This window comes from Frigoribacterium sp. Leaf186 (genome assembly GCF_001423905.1).
GTDB lineage: Bacteria > Actinomycetota > Actinomycetes > Actinomycetales > Microbacteriaceae > Frigoribacterium.
In genome coordinates this window covers 85485-101621 of record NZ_LMPQ01000012.1, presented here as the reverse complement: position 1 = coordinate 101621, position 16137 = coordinate 85485, and the positions used below count along the sequence as shown (strand labels likewise).

At 73.7% G+C, this 16137-nt stretch carries 16 protein-coding genes; 6 read left to right on the top strand and 10 right to left on the bottom strand.

Annotated elements, in window-relative coordinates; genetic code table 11:
* Nucleotides 1–7: 7 nt before the first annotated feature.
* Genes ASG05_RS13580 through ASG05_RS13565 form a run of 4 tightly spaced genes read right to left on the bottom strand, consistent with a single transcriptional unit; the run spans nucleotide 8 to nucleotide 3134 of the window.
* Nucleotides 8–1072, bottom strand: a complete 1065-nt coding sequence (locus tag ASG05_RS13580) for a sulfate/molybdate ABC transporter ATP-binding protein (protein ID WP_056261957.1) — start codon at nucleotides 1070–1072, stop codon at nucleotides 8–10.
* The gene (locus ASG05_RS13575; RefSeq protein ID WP_056261956.1) at nucleotides 1069–1914 is read right to left on the bottom strand and encodes an ABC transporter permease; all 846 of its coding nucleotides are present in this window, start codon (nucleotides 1912–1914) and stop codon (nucleotides 1069–1071) included. Before ASG05_RS13575 ends, ASG05_RS13580 begins: the two co-directional genes overlap by 4 nt.
* Nucleotides 1911–2726 carry a molybdate ABC transporter substrate-binding protein gene (modA, locus tag ASG05_RS13570; protein ID WP_056261953.1) on the bottom strand — a complete coding sequence of 272 codons (816 nt, stop codon included), beginning with the start codon at nucleotides 2724–2726 and terminating at the stop codon, nucleotides 1911–1913. The genes ASG05_RS13575 and modA overlap by 4 nt, the downstream gene beginning before the upstream one ends.
* A gap of 3 nt (nucleotides 2727–2729) precedes the next feature.
* Nucleotides 2730–3134 (bottom strand): molybdopterin-binding protein, encoded by a 405-nt coding sequence (locus ASG05_RS13565; protein ID WP_056261950.1) that lies wholly within the window; start codon nucleotides 3132–3134, stop codon nucleotides 2730–2732.
* A 185-nt stretch (nucleotides 3135–3319) separates the two neighbouring features.
* Here ASG05_RS13565 and ASG05_RS13560 point away from each other — a divergent pair, with 185 nt between their 5' ends.
* The 5 genes from ASG05_RS13560 to ASG05_RS13540 are packed head-to-tail and all read left to right on the top strand — an operon-like array spanning nucleotide 3320 to nucleotide 7854.
* Nucleotides 3320–3739, top strand: coding sequence for a lactococcin 972 family bacteriocin (locus tag ASG05_RS13560; RefSeq protein ID WP_157490249.1), 420 nt, complete (start codon nucleotides 3320–3322; stop codon nucleotides 3737–3739).
* Nucleotides 3740–3774: 35 nt separating this feature from the next.
* The gene (locus ASG05_RS13555; RefSeq protein ID WP_056261945.1) at nucleotides 3775–5676 is read left to right on the top strand and encodes a hypothetical protein; all 1902 of its coding nucleotides are present in this window, start codon (nucleotides 3775–3777) and stop codon (nucleotides 5674–5676) included.
* A complete protein-coding gene (locus ASG05_RS13550) occupies nucleotides 5673–6398 on the top strand; it encodes an ABC transporter ATP-binding protein (RefSeq protein WP_056261942.1) in 726 nt (241 codons plus the stop codon). The genes ASG05_RS13555 and ASG05_RS13550 overlap by 4 nt, the downstream gene beginning before the upstream one ends.
* A gap of 9 nt (nucleotides 6399–6407) precedes the next feature.
* Nucleotides 6408–7502, top strand: coding sequence for a GTP 3',8-cyclase MoaA (moaA, locus tag ASG05_RS13545; RefSeq protein ID WP_157490248.1), 1095 nt, complete (start codon nucleotides 6408–6410; stop codon nucleotides 7500–7502).
* A 1-nt stretch (nucleotide 7503) separates the two neighbouring features.
* Entirely contained in the window at nucleotides 7504–7854 is a 351-nt protein-coding gene (locus tag ASG05_RS13540) for a MoaD/ThiS family protein (RefSeq protein WP_056261940.1), read from the top strand.
* 50 nt (nucleotides 7855–7904) lie between these two features.
* On the opposite strand, the gene ASG05_RS13535 is transcribed toward ASG05_RS13540, so the two are convergent.
* Nucleotides 7905–9110 (bottom strand): ThiF family adenylyltransferase, encoded by a 1206-nt coding sequence (locus ASG05_RS13535; protein ID WP_235491522.1) that lies wholly within the window; start codon nucleotides 9108–9110, stop codon nucleotides 7905–7907.
* A 94-nt stretch (nucleotides 9111–9204) separates the two neighbouring features.
* Here ASG05_RS13535 and ASG05_RS13530 point away from each other — a divergent pair, with 94 nt between their 5' ends.
* Entirely contained in the window at nucleotides 9205–10878 is a 1674-nt protein-coding gene (locus ASG05_RS13530; RefSeq protein ID WP_056261934.1) for a glycosyltransferase family 39 protein, read from the top strand.
* A 155-nt stretch (nucleotides 10879–11033) separates the two neighbouring features.
* On the opposite strand, the gene ASG05_RS13525 is transcribed toward ASG05_RS13530, so the two are convergent.
* Genes ASG05_RS13525 through metG form a run of 5 tightly spaced genes read right to left on the bottom strand, consistent with a single transcriptional unit; the run spans nucleotide 11034 to nucleotide 16048 of the window.
* Nucleotides 11034–11972 (bottom strand): 4-(cytidine 5'-diphospho)-2-C-methyl-D-erythritol kinase, encoded by a 939-nt coding sequence (locus ASG05_RS13525; RefSeq protein WP_056261931.1) that lies wholly within the window; start codon nucleotides 11970–11972, stop codon nucleotides 11034–11036.
* 13 nt (nucleotides 11973–11985) lie between these two features.
* Nucleotides 11986–12618 (bottom strand): hypothetical protein, encoded by a 633-nt coding sequence (locus ASG05_RS13520; RefSeq protein ID WP_056261930.1) that lies wholly within the window; start codon nucleotides 12616–12618, stop codon nucleotides 11986–11988.
* Between the two features lie 3 nt (nucleotides 12619–12621).
* Nucleotides 12622–13524, bottom strand: coding sequence for a 16S rRNA (adenine(1518)-N(6)/adenine(1519)-N(6))-dimethyltransferase RsmA (gene rsmA, locus ASG05_RS13515; protein WP_056261926.1), 903 nt, complete (start codon nucleotides 13522–13524; stop codon nucleotides 12622–12624).
* Nucleotides 13524–14483, bottom strand: coding sequence for a TatD family hydrolase (locus ASG05_RS13510; RefSeq protein WP_056261924.1), 960 nt, complete (start codon nucleotides 14481–14483; stop codon nucleotides 13524–13526). Before ASG05_RS13510 ends, rsmA begins: the two co-directional genes overlap by 1 nt.
* Nucleotides 14480–16048 (bottom strand): methionine--tRNA ligase, encoded by a 1569-nt coding sequence (metG, locus tag ASG05_RS13505; protein ID WP_056262967.1) that lies wholly within the window; start codon nucleotides 16046–16048, stop codon nucleotides 14480–14482. The genes ASG05_RS13510 and metG overlap by 4 nt, the downstream gene beginning before the upstream one ends.
* Nucleotides 16049–16137 lie beyond the last annotated feature (89 nt).

The window sequence follows — 16137 nt, the reverse complement described above, 5'->3', positions numbered from 1 at the left end:
CCTGCCCTCAGAGGGGGTAGGCGACGGCATCGTCGGGGTCGAACGAGAAGCGGACCGGGGTGCCCGGCGCGAGGTCGAGGGCCGCGACGTCGCCCGGCGGGACGTCGGCCGACACCTCGCCCGCCCGGACGCGGACGAGGTCGCCGCGGGGTTCGAGGTCGGTGACGACCACGTCGAGGACGTTCTCGGTCGACGCCCGGCCCCCGGTCACGCCGGTCGTCACCCGCACGGCACTCGGCCGGACGGCCACCGCGGCGGCCGCACCCGCCACGAGCGCGTCGACGGCGCGAGCGTCCACGACGGTGCCGTCGACGAGCCGGACCCCGCCGTCACCACCGGCCGCCGTGCCGGTCAGCAGGTTCAGCGCCGCGAGCCCGGCGGCGAACGGCGTGGTGGGGCGTTCGAGCACGGCACGGGTGGGGCCGGCGTCGACGACCCGGCCGCCCTCGAGCACGACGACGCGGTCGGCCAGCGTGAAGGCGTCGAGGACGTCGTGCGTGACGACGATCGCCGTACGGTCGGCGAGGACGTCGCGCAGCGTCCGTCGCAGGGCGGGCGCGACCGACACGTCGAGGGCGGCCATCGGCTCGTCGAGCAAGAGCAGGTCGGGGTCGGCCGCCAGGGCGCGGGCGACGGCGATGCGCTGCGACTGACCGCCCGAGAGCTGCGCCGGTCGACGACCGGCGAGGTCCGTGGCGTCGACCCGCGCGAGCCAGTCGCCGGCTCGCCGGTCGGCCTCACGACGCGTGACCCCCGCGCTGCGCGGGCCGAACGCGACGTTGTCGAGGGCGCTGAGGTGGGGGAAGAGCAGGGCGTCCTGCGCGAGCATCGAGACGCCCCGCTCGTGCGGCCGCAGGGCGGGGCCGCGCCCGTGGACGTCGACGTCGAACAGCACGCGGCCGGCCAACCGGGCCGTGCCGTGGTCGGGTCGCAGCAGGCCGGCGATCAGGGCCAGGAGCGTCGACTTGCCGGCACCGTTCGGACCGAGGACGGCCAGGGTCTCCCCCTCGGCGACGGTCAGCTGCACGTCGAAGCCGCGGGACTCGACGACCGCGGCGAACTCGAGGGTCACGACCCGCGCCTCCTCGTGGCCTGCGGCCGGAGGGCCGGGAGCTGCGGGGCCCGCGGCCGGAGGGCCGGGTCGCCCGCCTGCCCGGCCTGGTGCGCGAGTGCGACCACGACGACCGCCACGACGACGAGCACGAGCGACAACGCCACGGCCGCGTCGGGGTCGGTCTCGCGCTGCAGGTAGATCTCGAGCGGCAGGGTCCGCGTGACGCCCTGCAACGACCCGGCGAAGGTGAGAGTGGCGCCGAACTCGCCGAGGGCCCGGGCGAACGACAGCACGGCCCCCGAGACGAGGGCGGGCAGCACGAGCGGCAGGGTGACCCGGCGCAACACGGTCGTGGGCCGGGCCCCGAGGGTCGCCGCGACGGCCTCGTAGCGGGTCCCCACCGTGCGCAGGGCACCCTCGAGGCTCAGCACCAGGAACGGCAGGGCGACGAACGCCTGGGCCAGCACGACCGCCGTGGTCGAGAACGCGATCGTCACGCCGAGCGCCTCGAACGCCTGCCCGAGCAGGCCGCGACGGCCGAAGGTGTAGAGCAGCGCGATGCCGCCGACGACGGGCGGCAGCACGAGCGGCAGCAGCACGAGCGACCGCAGCACCTTCTGGCCCCAGAACTCGGTGCGCGCCAGCACCACCGCCATGGGCACCCCGAGCACGACGCAGATCAGGGTCGCCGAGACCGACGTCCGCAGGCTCAGCCAGAACGCGTCGACCGACGACTCGGACGTGACGAGCGGCACGAACTCGGGCCAGTCCACCCGCGACACCATGGCGACGAGGGGCAACAGCACGAATGCGGCGCCGAGCGCGGCGACGACCACGACCCAGGCCGGGACCGACCTCACGGTGTGCCGAAGCCCGCGTCCTGCAGCACGCGCTGCCCGACCTCGCCGGTGACGAAGGCGACGAACGCCTCGGCCACCGCCGGGTTCGCCGTGTCGGCCACGGGGGCGATGGGATACGTGTTGACCGCCTGGTCCGCCTCGGCGAAGTCGATGCCCTCGACGCCGTCGCCGGCGGCCTCGACGTCGGTCACGTAGACCAGCCCGGCGTCGGCCTCACCCGAGGTGACCTTGCCGAGCACGTCGGTGACCGAGGACTCCTCGCTGACCGGCGAGATCGTGACGCCCGTGGCCTGCTCGACCGTGACCGTCGCCGCCCCGCAGGGCACCTGGGCCGCGCAGATCACGGTCTTCACCCCGGGCTTCGCGAGGTCGGCGAAGTCGGTGACGCCGGCCGGGTTCGACGGAGGCACGGCGATGGTGAGGACGTTGGTCGCGAAGTCCTCGGGTGCCGACGACTCGACGAGGCCGGCGTCGGTCAGCTTGGCCATGTTCTTCTCGTCGGCCGAGGCGAAGACTTCCGCGGGGGCGCCCTCGGTGATCTGCGTGACGAGGTCGGACGAGCCCGCGAAGGTCAGCTCGACCGTCGTGCCGGGATTGGCCCTCTCGAACTCGTCGGCCAGCTCGGTGAACGTCGTGGTGAGCGACGCAGCGGCGTAGACGGTGATCGACCCGTCGAGCGCCGAGCCGGACGCCGTCGGGGTCGCGCTGGTCGCCGGGTCGACGGTCGCGCCCGAGCACCCCGCCAGGGCGAGCGAGGTCGCCAGCGCGACGGTTCCGGCGAGCGCCACGACGATCGTGGGGGTTCTTCTCATGGGTCAGGCCTTCCCGCCGGGGGTCTCGATGATGACGGTCGTGGCCTTCACGACGGCAACGGCCACGGAGCCGGGCTCGAGCCCCAGCTCGCGGACGGCTTCGCTGCTCATCAGCGAGACGATGCGGTGCGGTCCGCACTGCAGCTCGACCTGGGCCATCACGCGGTCGGCGGTGACCTCGGTGACGATGCCGACGAGCCGGTTGCGTGCCGAGCGGCCGATCTCGGACGGGTCGGCCGGCAGCACGGCGTTCTCGCGGGCGAGGCGGGCGAGGGACAGACCGTCGACGACACCCCGGCCGGCCGCGTCCTTCTCGCTCGCGAGCAGACCCAGGTCGACCCAGCGCCGGACGGTGTCGTCACTGACGCCGAGGAAGGCCGCGGCGTCCTTGATCCGTATCTGCGACATGCAGCCCACCCTAGCTCCGCAAAGGCGGTGTCGCTTGCGTCACGCGACGAGCGGACCATTCGTGTTATCGGATATCGGGATCATGGATTCTGCATGCGAACAGTCGTATTGCCATGAGTCGTTTTTAATGCCATCGTCATGTGATCGTCCGACGGACGGACGATCATGAAGAAAGAAGAGAGAGCATGTCCACACCTTTCGACTCGCCTGTGGTCCGTCGCCTGTCGGCCACGGCCGCGAGCCTCGCCGTCGCCGCCGCGTTGCTCGGCGTCGGTGTCGCGCCGGCCACGGCGGCGGCCCCCGCACCGGCGGCTGCCTCCTCGGCCTCCTCGGCCTCGGACGAGGCGGCCGCGTCGGGCTCCGCCCCGGCCGACGGCCCGTCGACCCGCGGCTCCGGGTACGTCGGGGGCGGGTACTGGCAGTACGGCGTCACGAACTCGACGGTGTACTCGAAGTACCAGCACGCCTCGCGTCAGCACAGCGCCACGGCCTGCGCGCGTGATGGCCGATGCGTCACGTCGGGGTGGAGGGCACCGGGCTACCTCGCGGTCGCGACCCGCGCCAAGACCTCCAGCGGCAACACCGCGTTCTGGAACGTCCGCTGAGCACGCGGCTCGCCGTCACGACCGCCCTCGGGGTCGTGGCGGCGGTCGCCGCGGCGGCCGTCGTGGGGCTCCACGCCCTCGCCGAGAGCGAGGCGTTCGGGTCGCGCCCCCTCGGCAACGCCTTCGTGCTGGCCGCCGTACCACCCCCCACCGTCGACCCCGACCCCGTCGCCACCCTGGGCCGGGTGGCCGACGAACTCGGCGTCGACCTCGCCCACGTCGAGGCCGACCCGTGGGCCCCCGAGACCGTGACGCACGTGTACCCGCTCCGGGGTGCCGTCGAGCAGCCCGTCACGCCGTGGTTGTCGCACGTCGTGCACCCTGGCGCCGACCTCAGAGGCCGCGAGCTGCGGGGCTCGTACATGACCGACGCCACGGGTGCCGACTACACGAGCCTGCTCGACCGCCTCGACGGCGCCGGGTTCGCGCCGCAGGACGCACGGCAGTCCCTGGCCGGGACGGTGCCCGCCGTCCTGCGCAGCAGGCCCGTCGCACTCGTCGCCGTGGGCGTCGCCGTCCTGCTGCTCGCGACGGCCGCCCGCCAAGGGCACCGACGGCGAGCGTCCACCGCACTCCGCACCGTGGTCGGCTGGCCCTCGTGGCGCTCCCGGGGACGCGACCTGGCACCCGTCGCCGTCCTGACCGGCGCCGTGCTGCTGGTGGCCACCGGCGTCGTCCTCGGAGCCTGGGTCGTGGTAGCCGACCACCGGCGACCCGAGGTGGTGCTGCCCCTGTGGTCTGCCCTCGCCGCCGTCACGACGGCCGGGGTGCTGGCCGTCCACCTGCTCACGCTGCCCGCCGCCGCGCCACGGCGTCTGGTGGCGACCACGGTCGGTCGTCTCGACACCCTCCGTCGCGAGGCGCTGCCGATCGCCCTGCACGTCGGCCTGGTCCTGGTCGTCGTCGCGGGCGTCGGCGTCGCCACGACCGCCCACGACGCGACGCGGCAGGTCGAACGGACGGTGGCGGCCGACCCCGACGCCTCGCGGTGGTGGTCGATGTGGGTCGGGGTCGCCGGCGCCACCGAGGAGGAGTTCCCGCAGCAGCTCGGCCCGATCGCGCGCCACCACCTCGCGACCGGGCACGCCCGGCTGGCCGACCCCACCATCGTCCCCGGCACGGTGCTCCACCTGGCGCCGCCGCGCACGACCGCCGGCACCGACCCCGACACCCCTCTCGTGCGCGTCGACGCCCGGCCCGTCGATCGCGAATCGGCGCGGGCCGAGCTGGACCTCGTCCTCGACACGCACTGGGCGGTCGACGGGCAGGCCGGACCTCCCCGACGGTACGTCTTCCGCGACCTGCCCGGGGACGAGCCCCCGGTGAGCCCCGTCACCTCGGGCCCCTTCGGCATCGACGTGCCGGTCCGAGTCGAGGCCGAGTTGCCCCTGGACCTCGTGCCCGACGAGATGCTCGCGGTCTCGGCCTCAAACGGCTGGATCGGCTTCGACGACCCCCGTGCCGTCGAGCGCGACCTCGCCCGGGCCGGGGTCGGCGGGCTGGTCTCCGCCTGGAAGAACGTCTCCGACGATCAGCAGGAGGTCCGGCGAGCGAGCCGGCGGGAGACCCTGCTCGCGGTGGTGGTCGCCTCGACGACGGGACTCGTGCTCGTGCTCGGCACCGTCACCACGGCCCTGGCCACGGCGGCCCGGCGACGTCCGCTGGCCGACGCCCTCGCCCTCGCCGGACGCCGCCCCGGGCGGGCCGCCACGGCCGACCTCGCCGTCGGTGCCGCCCTCACCGCCACGGCGGCCCTCGTGGCGGTCGCGGTGGTCCCCACCGCCTTCGTGGTCATCCCCCTGGCCCCGGCGGCGGCGGCCCTGCTCGTCCTGGGCCTGGCGACGACCGACCTCACCACGCGATTCGCGACCCTGTCGTGGACGCGACGCGCGTGGGCACGCCGCCCGCGCCTCCTGACCCCGAGAGAAGACGAATGACCGACATCGACCGACTGGCCGTCCACCGGCTCGGCATCACCCTGGACGGACGCCCGCTCTGGACGGGCGTCTCGACGACGCTCGACCGGGGCTCGACGCTGGCCGTCGTCGGGCCGAACGGCAGCGGCAAGTCCACCCTGCTGGCGTGCCTCGCCGGCCTCCGCGCACCCGACGAGGGACGCGTGACGTTCGGCGGCACCGACGTGACCTCGCTCGGGCGGGCCCGGCTGCGGGCGTACCTCCGCACCACCTGCGGCGTGCTGCTGCAGCGCGGCACCCTCGTGCCCGATTGGACCGTCACCCAGAACGTCGGGGTCGTCCGGCCCGCCGGCCTCTCGCGACGGGCCCGCGCCGCGGCCGTGCACCGGGCCCTGACGATGCTCGACCTCGACGACCGGGCGGGCAGCCGCGTCGGGCCGCTGAGCGGGGGCGAGCAGCAGCGGGTCGGCCTGGCCCGCCTCGTCGCGCAGCAGCCCCGCCTGGTCGTCGCCGACGAGCCCACCTCGGCACTCGACGACCGGGCCCGCGGCCTCGCGCTCGCCGCCCTGGCGACGCTGCGCGACGCCGGCACGACCGTCGTCGTCGCCACGCACGACCCGGTGGTCGTCGGCTGGTGCGACGCCGTCCTCGACCCGTCGCGGCCGGGCGACGGTGCGCCACGGAACGAACGGAGGCGCGGGTCGCCAGCCACGGACACCGCGCGCACGGCCCCGCGGGCTTAACCTCGACAGATGACCGTCTCGCTCGGACTGCCCACCATGCCCGGGAGGGCCTCCGCCGACGCCCTGCTGCCGCCCCGGCCGTCGAGCGATGCCGCACCGGGACTGCTCGACCGCTTCGGCCGCACCGCGACCGACCTGCGCGTCTCACTGACCGACAAGTGCAACCTGCGCTGCACCTACTGCATGCCGGCCGAGGGTCTGCCCGCCCTGCCCCGCGAGCAGGCGCTGGACGCCGACGAGATCGTGCGGCTGGTCGGCATCGGCGTGCGGTCGCTCGGCGTCCGCCAGGTGCGGTTCACCGGCGGCGAGCCGCTGCTGCGCGCCGACCTGATCGACATCGTGCGCCGCGTCGCCGCGATCGAGCCGCGACCCGAGGTCTCGCTGACGACGAACGCCATCGGCCTGGCGCACCGGGCGCAGGCCCTCGCCGACGCCGGGCTCGACCGGGTCAACGTGTCGCTCGACTCGCTGCACGCCGAGACGTTCATGAAGGTGTCGCGACGGCCGTTCCTCGACAAGGTCCTCGCCGGGGTCGACGCCGCGGCCGCGGCCGGCCTCACCCCGGTCAAGATCAACGCCGTGCTGCTGCCGGGCGTCAACGACCACGAGGCACCCGACCTGCTCGCCTGGGCGCTGCGCGGCGGCCACGAGCTGCGTTTCATCGAGCAGATGCCCCTGGACGCCGACCGGAGCTGGGACCGCGCCTCCTTCGTCACGTCTCGCGACATCCACTCGCTGATCGCCACCCGCTTCGACCTCAGCCCCGCCGACGTCGAGCGCGACGGCGCGCCCGCCGAACTGTTCGACGCCGTCGGCCGCGGTGACGACGCCGGGCTGACCGGCCGCGTCGGCATCATCGCCTCGGTCAGCGAACCGTTCTGCGCCGACTGCCGTCGCACGCGCATGACCGCCGAAGGGGGCATCCGCAGCTGCCTCTTCAGCGGAGGCGAGACCGGGCTCCGCGACCTGCTGCGCGGCGGGGCGAGCGACGACGAGCTGGCGGACGCCTGGCGCGGCGCCATGTGGGCCAAGCCCTCGGGGCACGGCATCGACGACCCCGACTTCGTGCAACCCGAACGCACCATGAGCGCCATCGGAGGCTGACGTGACGACCATCGACCCCCACCCCACGACCGACCCGCGCCCCCCGGCCGACGCCGCCGCGCCGACCGGCGTCTCGGCGACCGGCGTCTCGGCGACGCTGCGGTTCTTCGCGGCCGCCCGCACGGCCGTGGGTCGCGACGACCAGCGCGTCGAGGTGCCCGCGGGCGAGCGCCCCACCGTCGGACGCCTGCTGACCGAGGTCCGGCCCGTCGAGGGCACCTCGGCCGCGGACTTCCGTGACGTGCTGCTGCGTTGCTCGTTCTTGGTCGACGGCCTGACCACTCGCGACCGCGAGCAACTCGTGCCCGACGGCGCCGTGATCGACGTCATGCCGCCCTTCGCCGGAGGCTGAGCCAGGCCCGATCGGATGCCGAGGCGTCCCTCTCTCGGTGACGTGACCGATCAGGAGCCGAGCGCCGGCGCGCCCTGCGCGAGCTGCCACCCGAGCATGCCCCCGTGCAGCACCGACACCTCGAAGCCGTCGCCGGCCAGCAGGTCGGCGGCCGCCCGGGCCCGCGGACCCCGGGCGCAGTACACGACGACCGGCTGGGCCGGGTCGAGGTCGGGCCGCTGTCGCGTGCGCGTCCCGTAGCCGGCCGCGAGCACGTCGCCCGGGATGTGCGCGAAGTCGTGCTCGTCGACCTCTCGCACGTCGAGCAACGTGAAGGCGGTGTCACCGGCCGCGCGCGCCTCCAGCAGGCCCGCCAGCCGTTCGGCGTCGACGTCGGGCCCCACGCGGCGGCCCGTGGGTGTCACGCCGTCGGTGGCGCCCTCGGCACCCGAGGTCGAGGACTCGGACTCGGAGGACGAGGAGGCGCGGCGCGCGGCGTTCACCGTGGCCCGGGCCTCGGCCCGGTGCGGGGCACGGGCCAGGCGGCTCTCGCGCCAGGTGCCGCCCAGGGCGTCGACCGTCACGACCCGGCCGAGCAGCGGCTCACCGAGACCGGTCAGCAGCTTGACCGCCTCGCTCGCCATGCCGGTGCCGACCGTGCCGCAGAGCGGCCCCAGCACGCCGACGTCGGCGCAGGACTCGTCCCAGCCCGAGGCGGGCGGAGCCGGGTGCAGATCGCGGTAGTCGACCGCCCGGCCGTCGGGGGCGTCGTCCCAGAACACGCTGAACTGGCCGTCCCAGCGGTTGACGCTGCCCCAGACGACGGGCAGGCCGCGGACCGCCGCGGCGTCCGCGACGAGGTAGCAGGTGTCGAAGGAGTCGCTGCCGTCGACCACCAGGTCGTAGTCGTCGAGCAGGTCGACGGTGCGCTCGCCGAGGCGGAACGGGTGGGCGACGACGGTCACGTCGGGGTTCGCGGCACGCACCCAGTCGGCCGCGGCACGCGCCTTGGGGAACCCCAGCTGGTCGGGCCGGAACAGCACCTGGCGCTGTAGGTTCGACAGGTCGACGGCATCGTCGTCGACGATTCCCAGGGTTCCCACACCCGAGGCTGCGAGATATTGGATGACCGGCGCGCCCAGCCCGCCGGCCCCGACCACGAGCACCCTCGACGTCGCCAGACGCCCCTGGGAGCCCAGACCGAACCCCGGCAGGCGCACGCTGCGCGAGTAGCGCTCGCCCTCGGCGGGGTCGCCGCCGTGTCCACCGTCGCGCACGTCGGCACCGTGCGTGCCACCGCCGCGCGCGGCCACTGCGTGCGCGTCACCACCGCGTCGCGCGCGAGATCCGCCGAGAGGGGGAAGAGACGACATGACGAACCTCCAGAACCGGGCCGACGGTCGATCGACCGCGCCCACTGTATCCGCGACGCCCGACACCGGGCGGGGCACCACCCTCGCGCGCCTCCGGCACTGGCGTCATCTCGACGCCCTGCTGATCGGCGTGCTCGCGGCCGTCGTCTCGGGCGCCTTCCTGTGGGTGCCGTCGGTCTGGTACGACGAGGCGGCGACGGTCGTCTCGGCGACCCGCAGCTGGGGCCAGCTCTGGCAGATGGTGCAGAGCGTCGACCTGGTCCACGCCACCTACTACGCCTTCATGCACCTGTGGTTCGACGTGTTCCCGTACTCGCCCGTCGCGCTGAGGGTGCCGAGCACCCTCGTCACGGGTCTCGCCGCAGCGTTCACGGTGGTGCTCGCCCGCACGCTCGCCGACCGCCGCACGGCCGTCGTGGCCGGCCTGCTGTTCTGCCTGATCCCCCGGGTGACGTGGATGGGCGGCGAGGGCCGCTCGTACGCGTTCTCGGCGATGTTCGCCGTCGCCCTGACCCTCGTGCTCGTCACGGCGGCACGGCGCACCGCCGACGTGGGCGAGACGCGCACCCGCGCGTCGGCCGTCCGCTGGTGGGTGGGCTACGCCGTCCTCGCCGTCGTCTCGGTGTTGTTCTTCCTGTACGTCGCCTTCGTCGTGGTCGGCCACGGCGTCACGATGCTGCTGCAGTGGCGACTCGAGCGCCGACGCCGCGCCCGTGCCGAGCGGCTCGGTGCCTCGCCCTCCGGGTCGGGGGCACACCCGCAGAGCGGGGGTCGACGGCCGCACGGGGCCCGGGGTTCGTTCGTCGGCTGGTTCTGCGGTGCCGCCGTCGCCGGCCTCGCGAGCCTGCCGGTGGTGTACTTCACGTCCGAGCAGAGCGGGCAGGTCGGCTGGCTCGACCGACCGAGCTTCGCCACGATCAACCAGGTGCTCACGACGCAGTGGTTCTACCAGAACGACCGCTTCGCGGTGTTCGGCTGGATGCTCGTGGTCGCCAGCCTCGTCGTCGTCGCCGCCGGTCTCGTGCCGCGGGCCCGCGGACTCGTCGCGGTCGTCCTGCCGTGGATGATCGTGCCCACGATCGGGCTCGTCGGCGTCTCGCTCGTGACCGAACCGCTCTACTCGCCCCGCTACCTGACCTTCGGCACCCCGGCCGTGGCGATCATGATGGCCGTCGCGGTCGCCGCCGTGCCCTGGCGACGCGTGATCGCCCTGGTGGTGCTGCTCGCCCTCGTGCTCACCGCCCCCACCTGGGAGCGCCAACGCCAGCCCGAGGCGAAGGACAGCGCCGCGTGGAACCAGGTCGCCGACCTCGTCACCGAGCAGCGTGCACTCGAACCGGCCGGCACCGCCGAGGGCGTCGTCTTCGGTCCGGTCCGACGGCACCCCAAGGCCACCTCGCGCATCATCGAGACCACCTACCCCGCCGCGTTCGAGGGCATGTCCGACTTCACCCTCGAGACGCCCGCGGCCGAGACCGGGGGGCTGTGGGAGACCCAGCACCCGCTCGAGGACGTCATCGACCGCACCGACGACCTCGACGTCGTCTGGCTGATCACGAGCGACAAGCAGGACTGGCGGCCGCGCGTCACGGCCGACCTCGCCGCGAAGGGCTTCCACGTCGCCGACGAGTGGAACCTGACCCGTACCAACGTGCTCAAGTACGAGCGCTGACCCCGGCAGGGCACCGCGGGTCGCCGAGACCCCGGAAACGCGCCGAGACCCCTCTGCGCGTGCAGGGGTCTCGGTGACTTCCTGGGGTCTCGGGGCCTGCGGCGGCGGCAGCAGCAGCCTCCGCGGCCGCGGCCGCGGCCGCGGCCGCGGCGGAGTCAGTCGGTGACGACGCGGGCGCCGTGCACCGGGCCCGTGGCCCGGACGACCGTGAGGCGCGCGGCGCTCAGGGCGATCTGCAGCTCGAGGGCGCCGTCGAGGTCGGGCGCGAGGAACGCCACGGTCGGGCCCGAGCCCGAGACGACGCCGGCCAGGGCGCCGTTGCCCTCGCCGAGCTCGAGCACCTCGGCCAGGCCCGGCTGCAGGTGCAGTGCGGGTGCCTGGAGGTCGTTGTGCATGGCGTCGGCCAGCATGCCGGGGTCACCGGCCCGCAGGGCCTGCAGCACGCCGGCGTCGACGACGGGGTGCCGCACCGACCGGATCTCGCCCTGGTGGCGCAGGCGGTGGGCGTCGAGCTCGTCGTAGACGCGGGGCGTCGAGAGGCCGACGTCGGCGACGGCGAGCACCCACTGGAACTGCCCCTTGGCCAGGGCGGGGCTGAGCTCGTCGCCGCGGCCGGTGCCGATCGCGGTGCCGCCGGCGAAGGCGAACGGGACGTCGGCACCGAGCCGCGCCGAGAGCCGCAGCAGCTCGTCGCGGCCCACGCCGGTGCCCCAGAGGGTGTCGCAGGCGAGCAGGGTGGCGGCCGCGTCGGCCGAACCGCCGCCCATGCCGCCGGCGACGGGGACGGCCTTGTCGATGGTCAGCGCGACGCCCCCGGCGTAACCGGTGGTCTCGGCCAGCAGGCGGGCGGCCTTGATCGCCAGGTTCGACCCGTCGGTCGGCACGCCGGACACGTCGATGGACGGACCGCCGGTCACCCCGACGGTGAACCCGTCGGCGTGACGTGCGCGGACGTCTTCGTAGAGCGAGACGGCCTGGTAGGCGGTCGCCAGGTCGTGGTACCCGTCGTCTTGCAGGTCGCCGACGGCGAGGAAGACGTTGATCTTGCCCGGCGCACGCGTGTGGACCACGGTGGGGGCGGCCACGGACGTCATGGTTCCAACCTAGTCAGTTCTGTCGGTCGCCCATGACGCCGAAGGCCCGCGTCAACCCCTCTTTCACGGGCTGGACGCGTTCGGGCAGGCGCAGACTGCCCTGGGTCAGCGTGACCGAGCACTTCGGCCCCGCCGTCGGGACCACCCGCAGCTGCAGGGTGTCCCCGTGCGCGAGGGCCCACTCGGCGGTCGGCTGGGCCGCCGACCGGGCCACGGCGACGGGCCGTCCGCCGGCGTACCCGGAGAAGCGGTCGATCGCCAGGTCGAGCAACTCGAGGGGCGCGCCCCGGAGGCTGCGCCCCACGGTGACCGCGTAGCTGCCGTCCGGCTGACGCCCCGGCGGCTCGACGCCGCGTTCTTGCTCGTACCGCACCGTGATGCCCTCGGCCCACCAGGGCACGACCTCGAACTCGTCGACCAGGAGGCGCGAGATCTGTTCGTGCGACAGTCGCGTCGCCCCCGCGGCGTCCAGCCGCGCGAACCACTCTGCCGCACTCCGCCCCGTGCCCGACCCGAGACGCGCGTCGCTGAGCCGCTGCTCGCCGCGCCCTCGATCGTCACCGCCCGAGCCCGACCCCGTGCCCGACTTCGACCCGGATGCCGAGCCCCGGGCCACGTCGCGGCGATCGTCCTTGCGTCGGGGCACGGCTCAGCCGGCCTCGCCCTCGTCGGCGTGCAGGACGGCCGCGACCGAGGCCCCGGCGAGGGCGTCGACGTCGCTGGCCCGGGCGACGGCGAGGAAGTCGTCGACGGTCAACTGCTCACCCCGCTGGGTGGGCGCGAGGCCCGCACGCTCGAGTGCCGCGGCTGCGGCGGACGACGAACCGTAGAGCGACGACAACGACTGGCGGAGCATCTTGCGCCGCTGCTGGAAGGCCGCGTCGACGAGGGCGAACGTCGCCCGACGCTCGAGCTCGTCGCCTCGGGCCTGCTGGCGGTCGAAGGCGACGAGGATGCTGTCGACGTTCGGCACCGGCCAGAAGACCTGGCGGCTGACCTGGCCCGCGGCCCGGAACTCGCCGTACCAGGCCGCCTTGATGCTCGGTCCGCCGTAGACCTTCGACCCCGGCTCGGCGGCGAGCCGCAGGCCGACCTCGGCCTGGACCATGACGAGACCGTGCTCGAGCCCGTCGAAGTGCTCGAGGAAGTGCAGCAGCACCGGGACGCTGACGTTGTAGGGCAGGTTGGCGACGAGGTGGGTCGGCTGGTCGGGCAGCGTCGTGACCCTCAGGGCGTCGTCGACCACGACGGTGAGGTCGGCGGCGGGCTGCAGCATCGCGACGGTCTTCGGCAGCTGCTCGGCGAGCCGCTTGTCGATCTCGACGGCGACCACCTTGGCGCCCGCCTCGAGCAGCCCCAGGGTGAGGGAGCCGAGCCCGGGGCCGATCTCGACGACGGTCATGCCGGCCGAGACACCCGAGGCGGCGACGATGCGACGGACGGTGTTGGCGTCGTGGACGAAGTTCTGACCGAGCTTCTTGGTCGGCTGGACCCCGAGGAGGTCGGCGAGGTCGCGGATCTCGGCGGGGCCGAGCAGGGTGGCGCGCGACATCAGCCCTCGACCGTCACGGGCTCGCTGTCCCAGGTGCCGTAGACCAGCTCGGTGGTCGACGAGATCTGGGCGGCGAGCATCGAGACGTCGGTGCCGATCGTCTCGGCCATCGAGCGCAGCGTGAAGGGGATCAGGTACGGGGCGTTGGGCCGCCCGCGGTAGGGCACCGGCGTCAGGTAGGGCGCGTCCGTCTCGACCATGATCAGGTTGCGCGGCAGTTGCACGAGCGCGTCGCGCAGGGGCTGGGCATTCTTGAAGGTCACCGTGCCGGCGAACGACGCGTACCAACCGTTCTCGGCGAGGATGCCGGCGAGCTCGGGACCGCCGCTGAAGCAATGGAAGACCGTGCGCTCGGGCGCGCCCACCTCGAGCAGCAGGTCGACGACGTCGTCGTGGGCGTCGCGGTCGTGGATCTGCAGGGCGAGGCCGTGCCGCTTGGCGATCTCGATGTGACCGCGGAACGCCTCGAGCTGCGCCGCCCGGCCGTCGTCGCCGGTGCGGAAGAAGTCGAGGCCGGTCTCGCCGACGGCGCGCACGCGGGGGCGGGCCGCGAGCTCGTCGATCTCGGCGAGGGCGTCGTCGAGGGTGCCCGCGGCGGCCAGGGCCGGGGCCTCGTTCGGGTGGATCGCCACGGAGGCGAGCACGCGGGGCTCGCGGCTGGCGATCTCGGCGGACCAGCGGGAGGTCTCGAGGTCGGTGCCGACCTGGACCACGCCGCGCACCCCGACGGCCGAGGCCCGGTCGAGGTGCTCGCGGTAGTCGAGGGGACCGTTGCCGTCGTCACCGACGCCGTCGGCGATCTCGAGGTGCGTGTGGTTGTCGTAGACCGGGACGACGAGCGGCTGGGGAGGCGCGGGGTACGTCAGGTCGCGCTTCTGGTCACCACCGGACGAACGGTGCCGGACGTGCGTCGCCGGCCCGCCGCCGGCCGGGCCGACCCCGGCCGCGTCGCCGCTCATGCGGCCGGCTCGGGCTGTTCGATGCGGGGGAAGAGCCCGGCGGCGAGCGGCTGGACCTCGGGGGCGCTCGACCACTCGGCGGCCCGGTCGACGGGCTGGCTGGTCAGCGCACCCTGCCCGATGGACTGCCACAGGGTGTGCGTGGCCGTCGGGACGAACGGCGACAGCAGCACCGTCAGCGTGCCGAGGCCCCGGAGGGCCGTGGCGAGGACGGTGCCGAGGCGCTCGCGCTGCGACTCGTCTTTCGCGATGGCCCACGGCTCTTGCTCGGTGATGTAGCCGTTCAGCTGGTCGACGAGCTGCCAGATCGAGGCGAGGGCCTCGTTGATGGCGAACCGGTCGATCGCGGCGTCGGCCTCGGCGGTGACGCGCAGCTCGGTCTCGCGGACGGCGAGGTCGGCCTCGGTCAGGTCGCCCGCGACGGGCACGACGCCGTCGAAGTACCGGGTGATCATGGCGACGACGCGCGAGGCGAGGTTGCCGAAGCCGTTGGCCAGCTCGGCCTGGTAGCGCGCCGCGATGTCTTCCCAGCTGAAGTTGCCGTCTTGACCGAAGGTGATGGCGCGCATGAAGTAGTAGCGGAACGCGTCGGCGCCGAAGACGTCGGTGATCTGCTGCGGGGCGATGCCGGTCAGCTTCGACTTCGACATCTTCTCGCCGCCGACGAGCAGCCAGCCGTGACCGAAGACGTTCTTGGGCACGGGCAGCCCGGCGGCCATGAGCATGGCGGGCCAGATGACGGCGTGGAACCGCACGATGTCTTTGCCGACGAGCTGCACGGCCGGCCAGCGGCGCTCGAACTCGTCGTCGTCGACGCCGTAGCCGATCGCGGTGACGTAGTTCAGCAGGGCGTCGAACCACACGTAGACGACGTGCTTCTCGTCCCAGGGCACCTTGACGCCCCAGTCGAAGCTCTGCCGCGAGATCGAGAGGTCGCGAAGGCCCTGCTTGACGAACGAGACGACCTCGTTGCGGACCGAATCGGGCTGCACGAAGTCGGGCTGCGACTCGTAGAGGTCGAGCAGGCGCTGTTCGAAGTCACTCATGCGGAAGAAGTAGTTGCTCTCTTGCAGCACCTCGACCGGGATGCTGTGGATCGCGCAGACCTGCTCGCCCTCGTAGGCGCCGGTGCCGGGCACGAGGTCGCTCGGCTGCTTGTACTCTTCGCATCCGACGCAGTAGAAGCCCTCGAACTCGCCCTGGTAGATGAAGCCGTCGTCGTAGAGCTTCTGCAGGAACTTCTGCACGCCGGCCTCGTGCCGGGCGTCGGTGGTGCGGATGAAGTCGTCGTTGGCGATGTCGACCGTCTCGAGGAGGGGCTTCCAGGCCTCGGTGACGAGCTTGTCGGCCCACTCTTGCGGCGTGACGCCGTGGCTCGTGGCGGTGCGGAGGATCTTCTGACCGTGCTCGTCGGTGCCGGTCAGCAACCAGGCGTCGTCGCCCCGCTGACGGTGCCACCGGGCGAGCACGTCGGCTGCGACCTCGGTGTAGGCGTGGCCGATGTGCGGCACGTCGTTGACGTAGAAGATGGGCGTTGCGATGAAGAAGGAGTCGCCGGCGGGCATGGTGACCATCTTAGGTGGGGGCACCGACGGTGTGACGCGACCCGCGCCTCCTGCGTCCACCGCCGGGGACGAGGAGGCGCGGGCCGCGT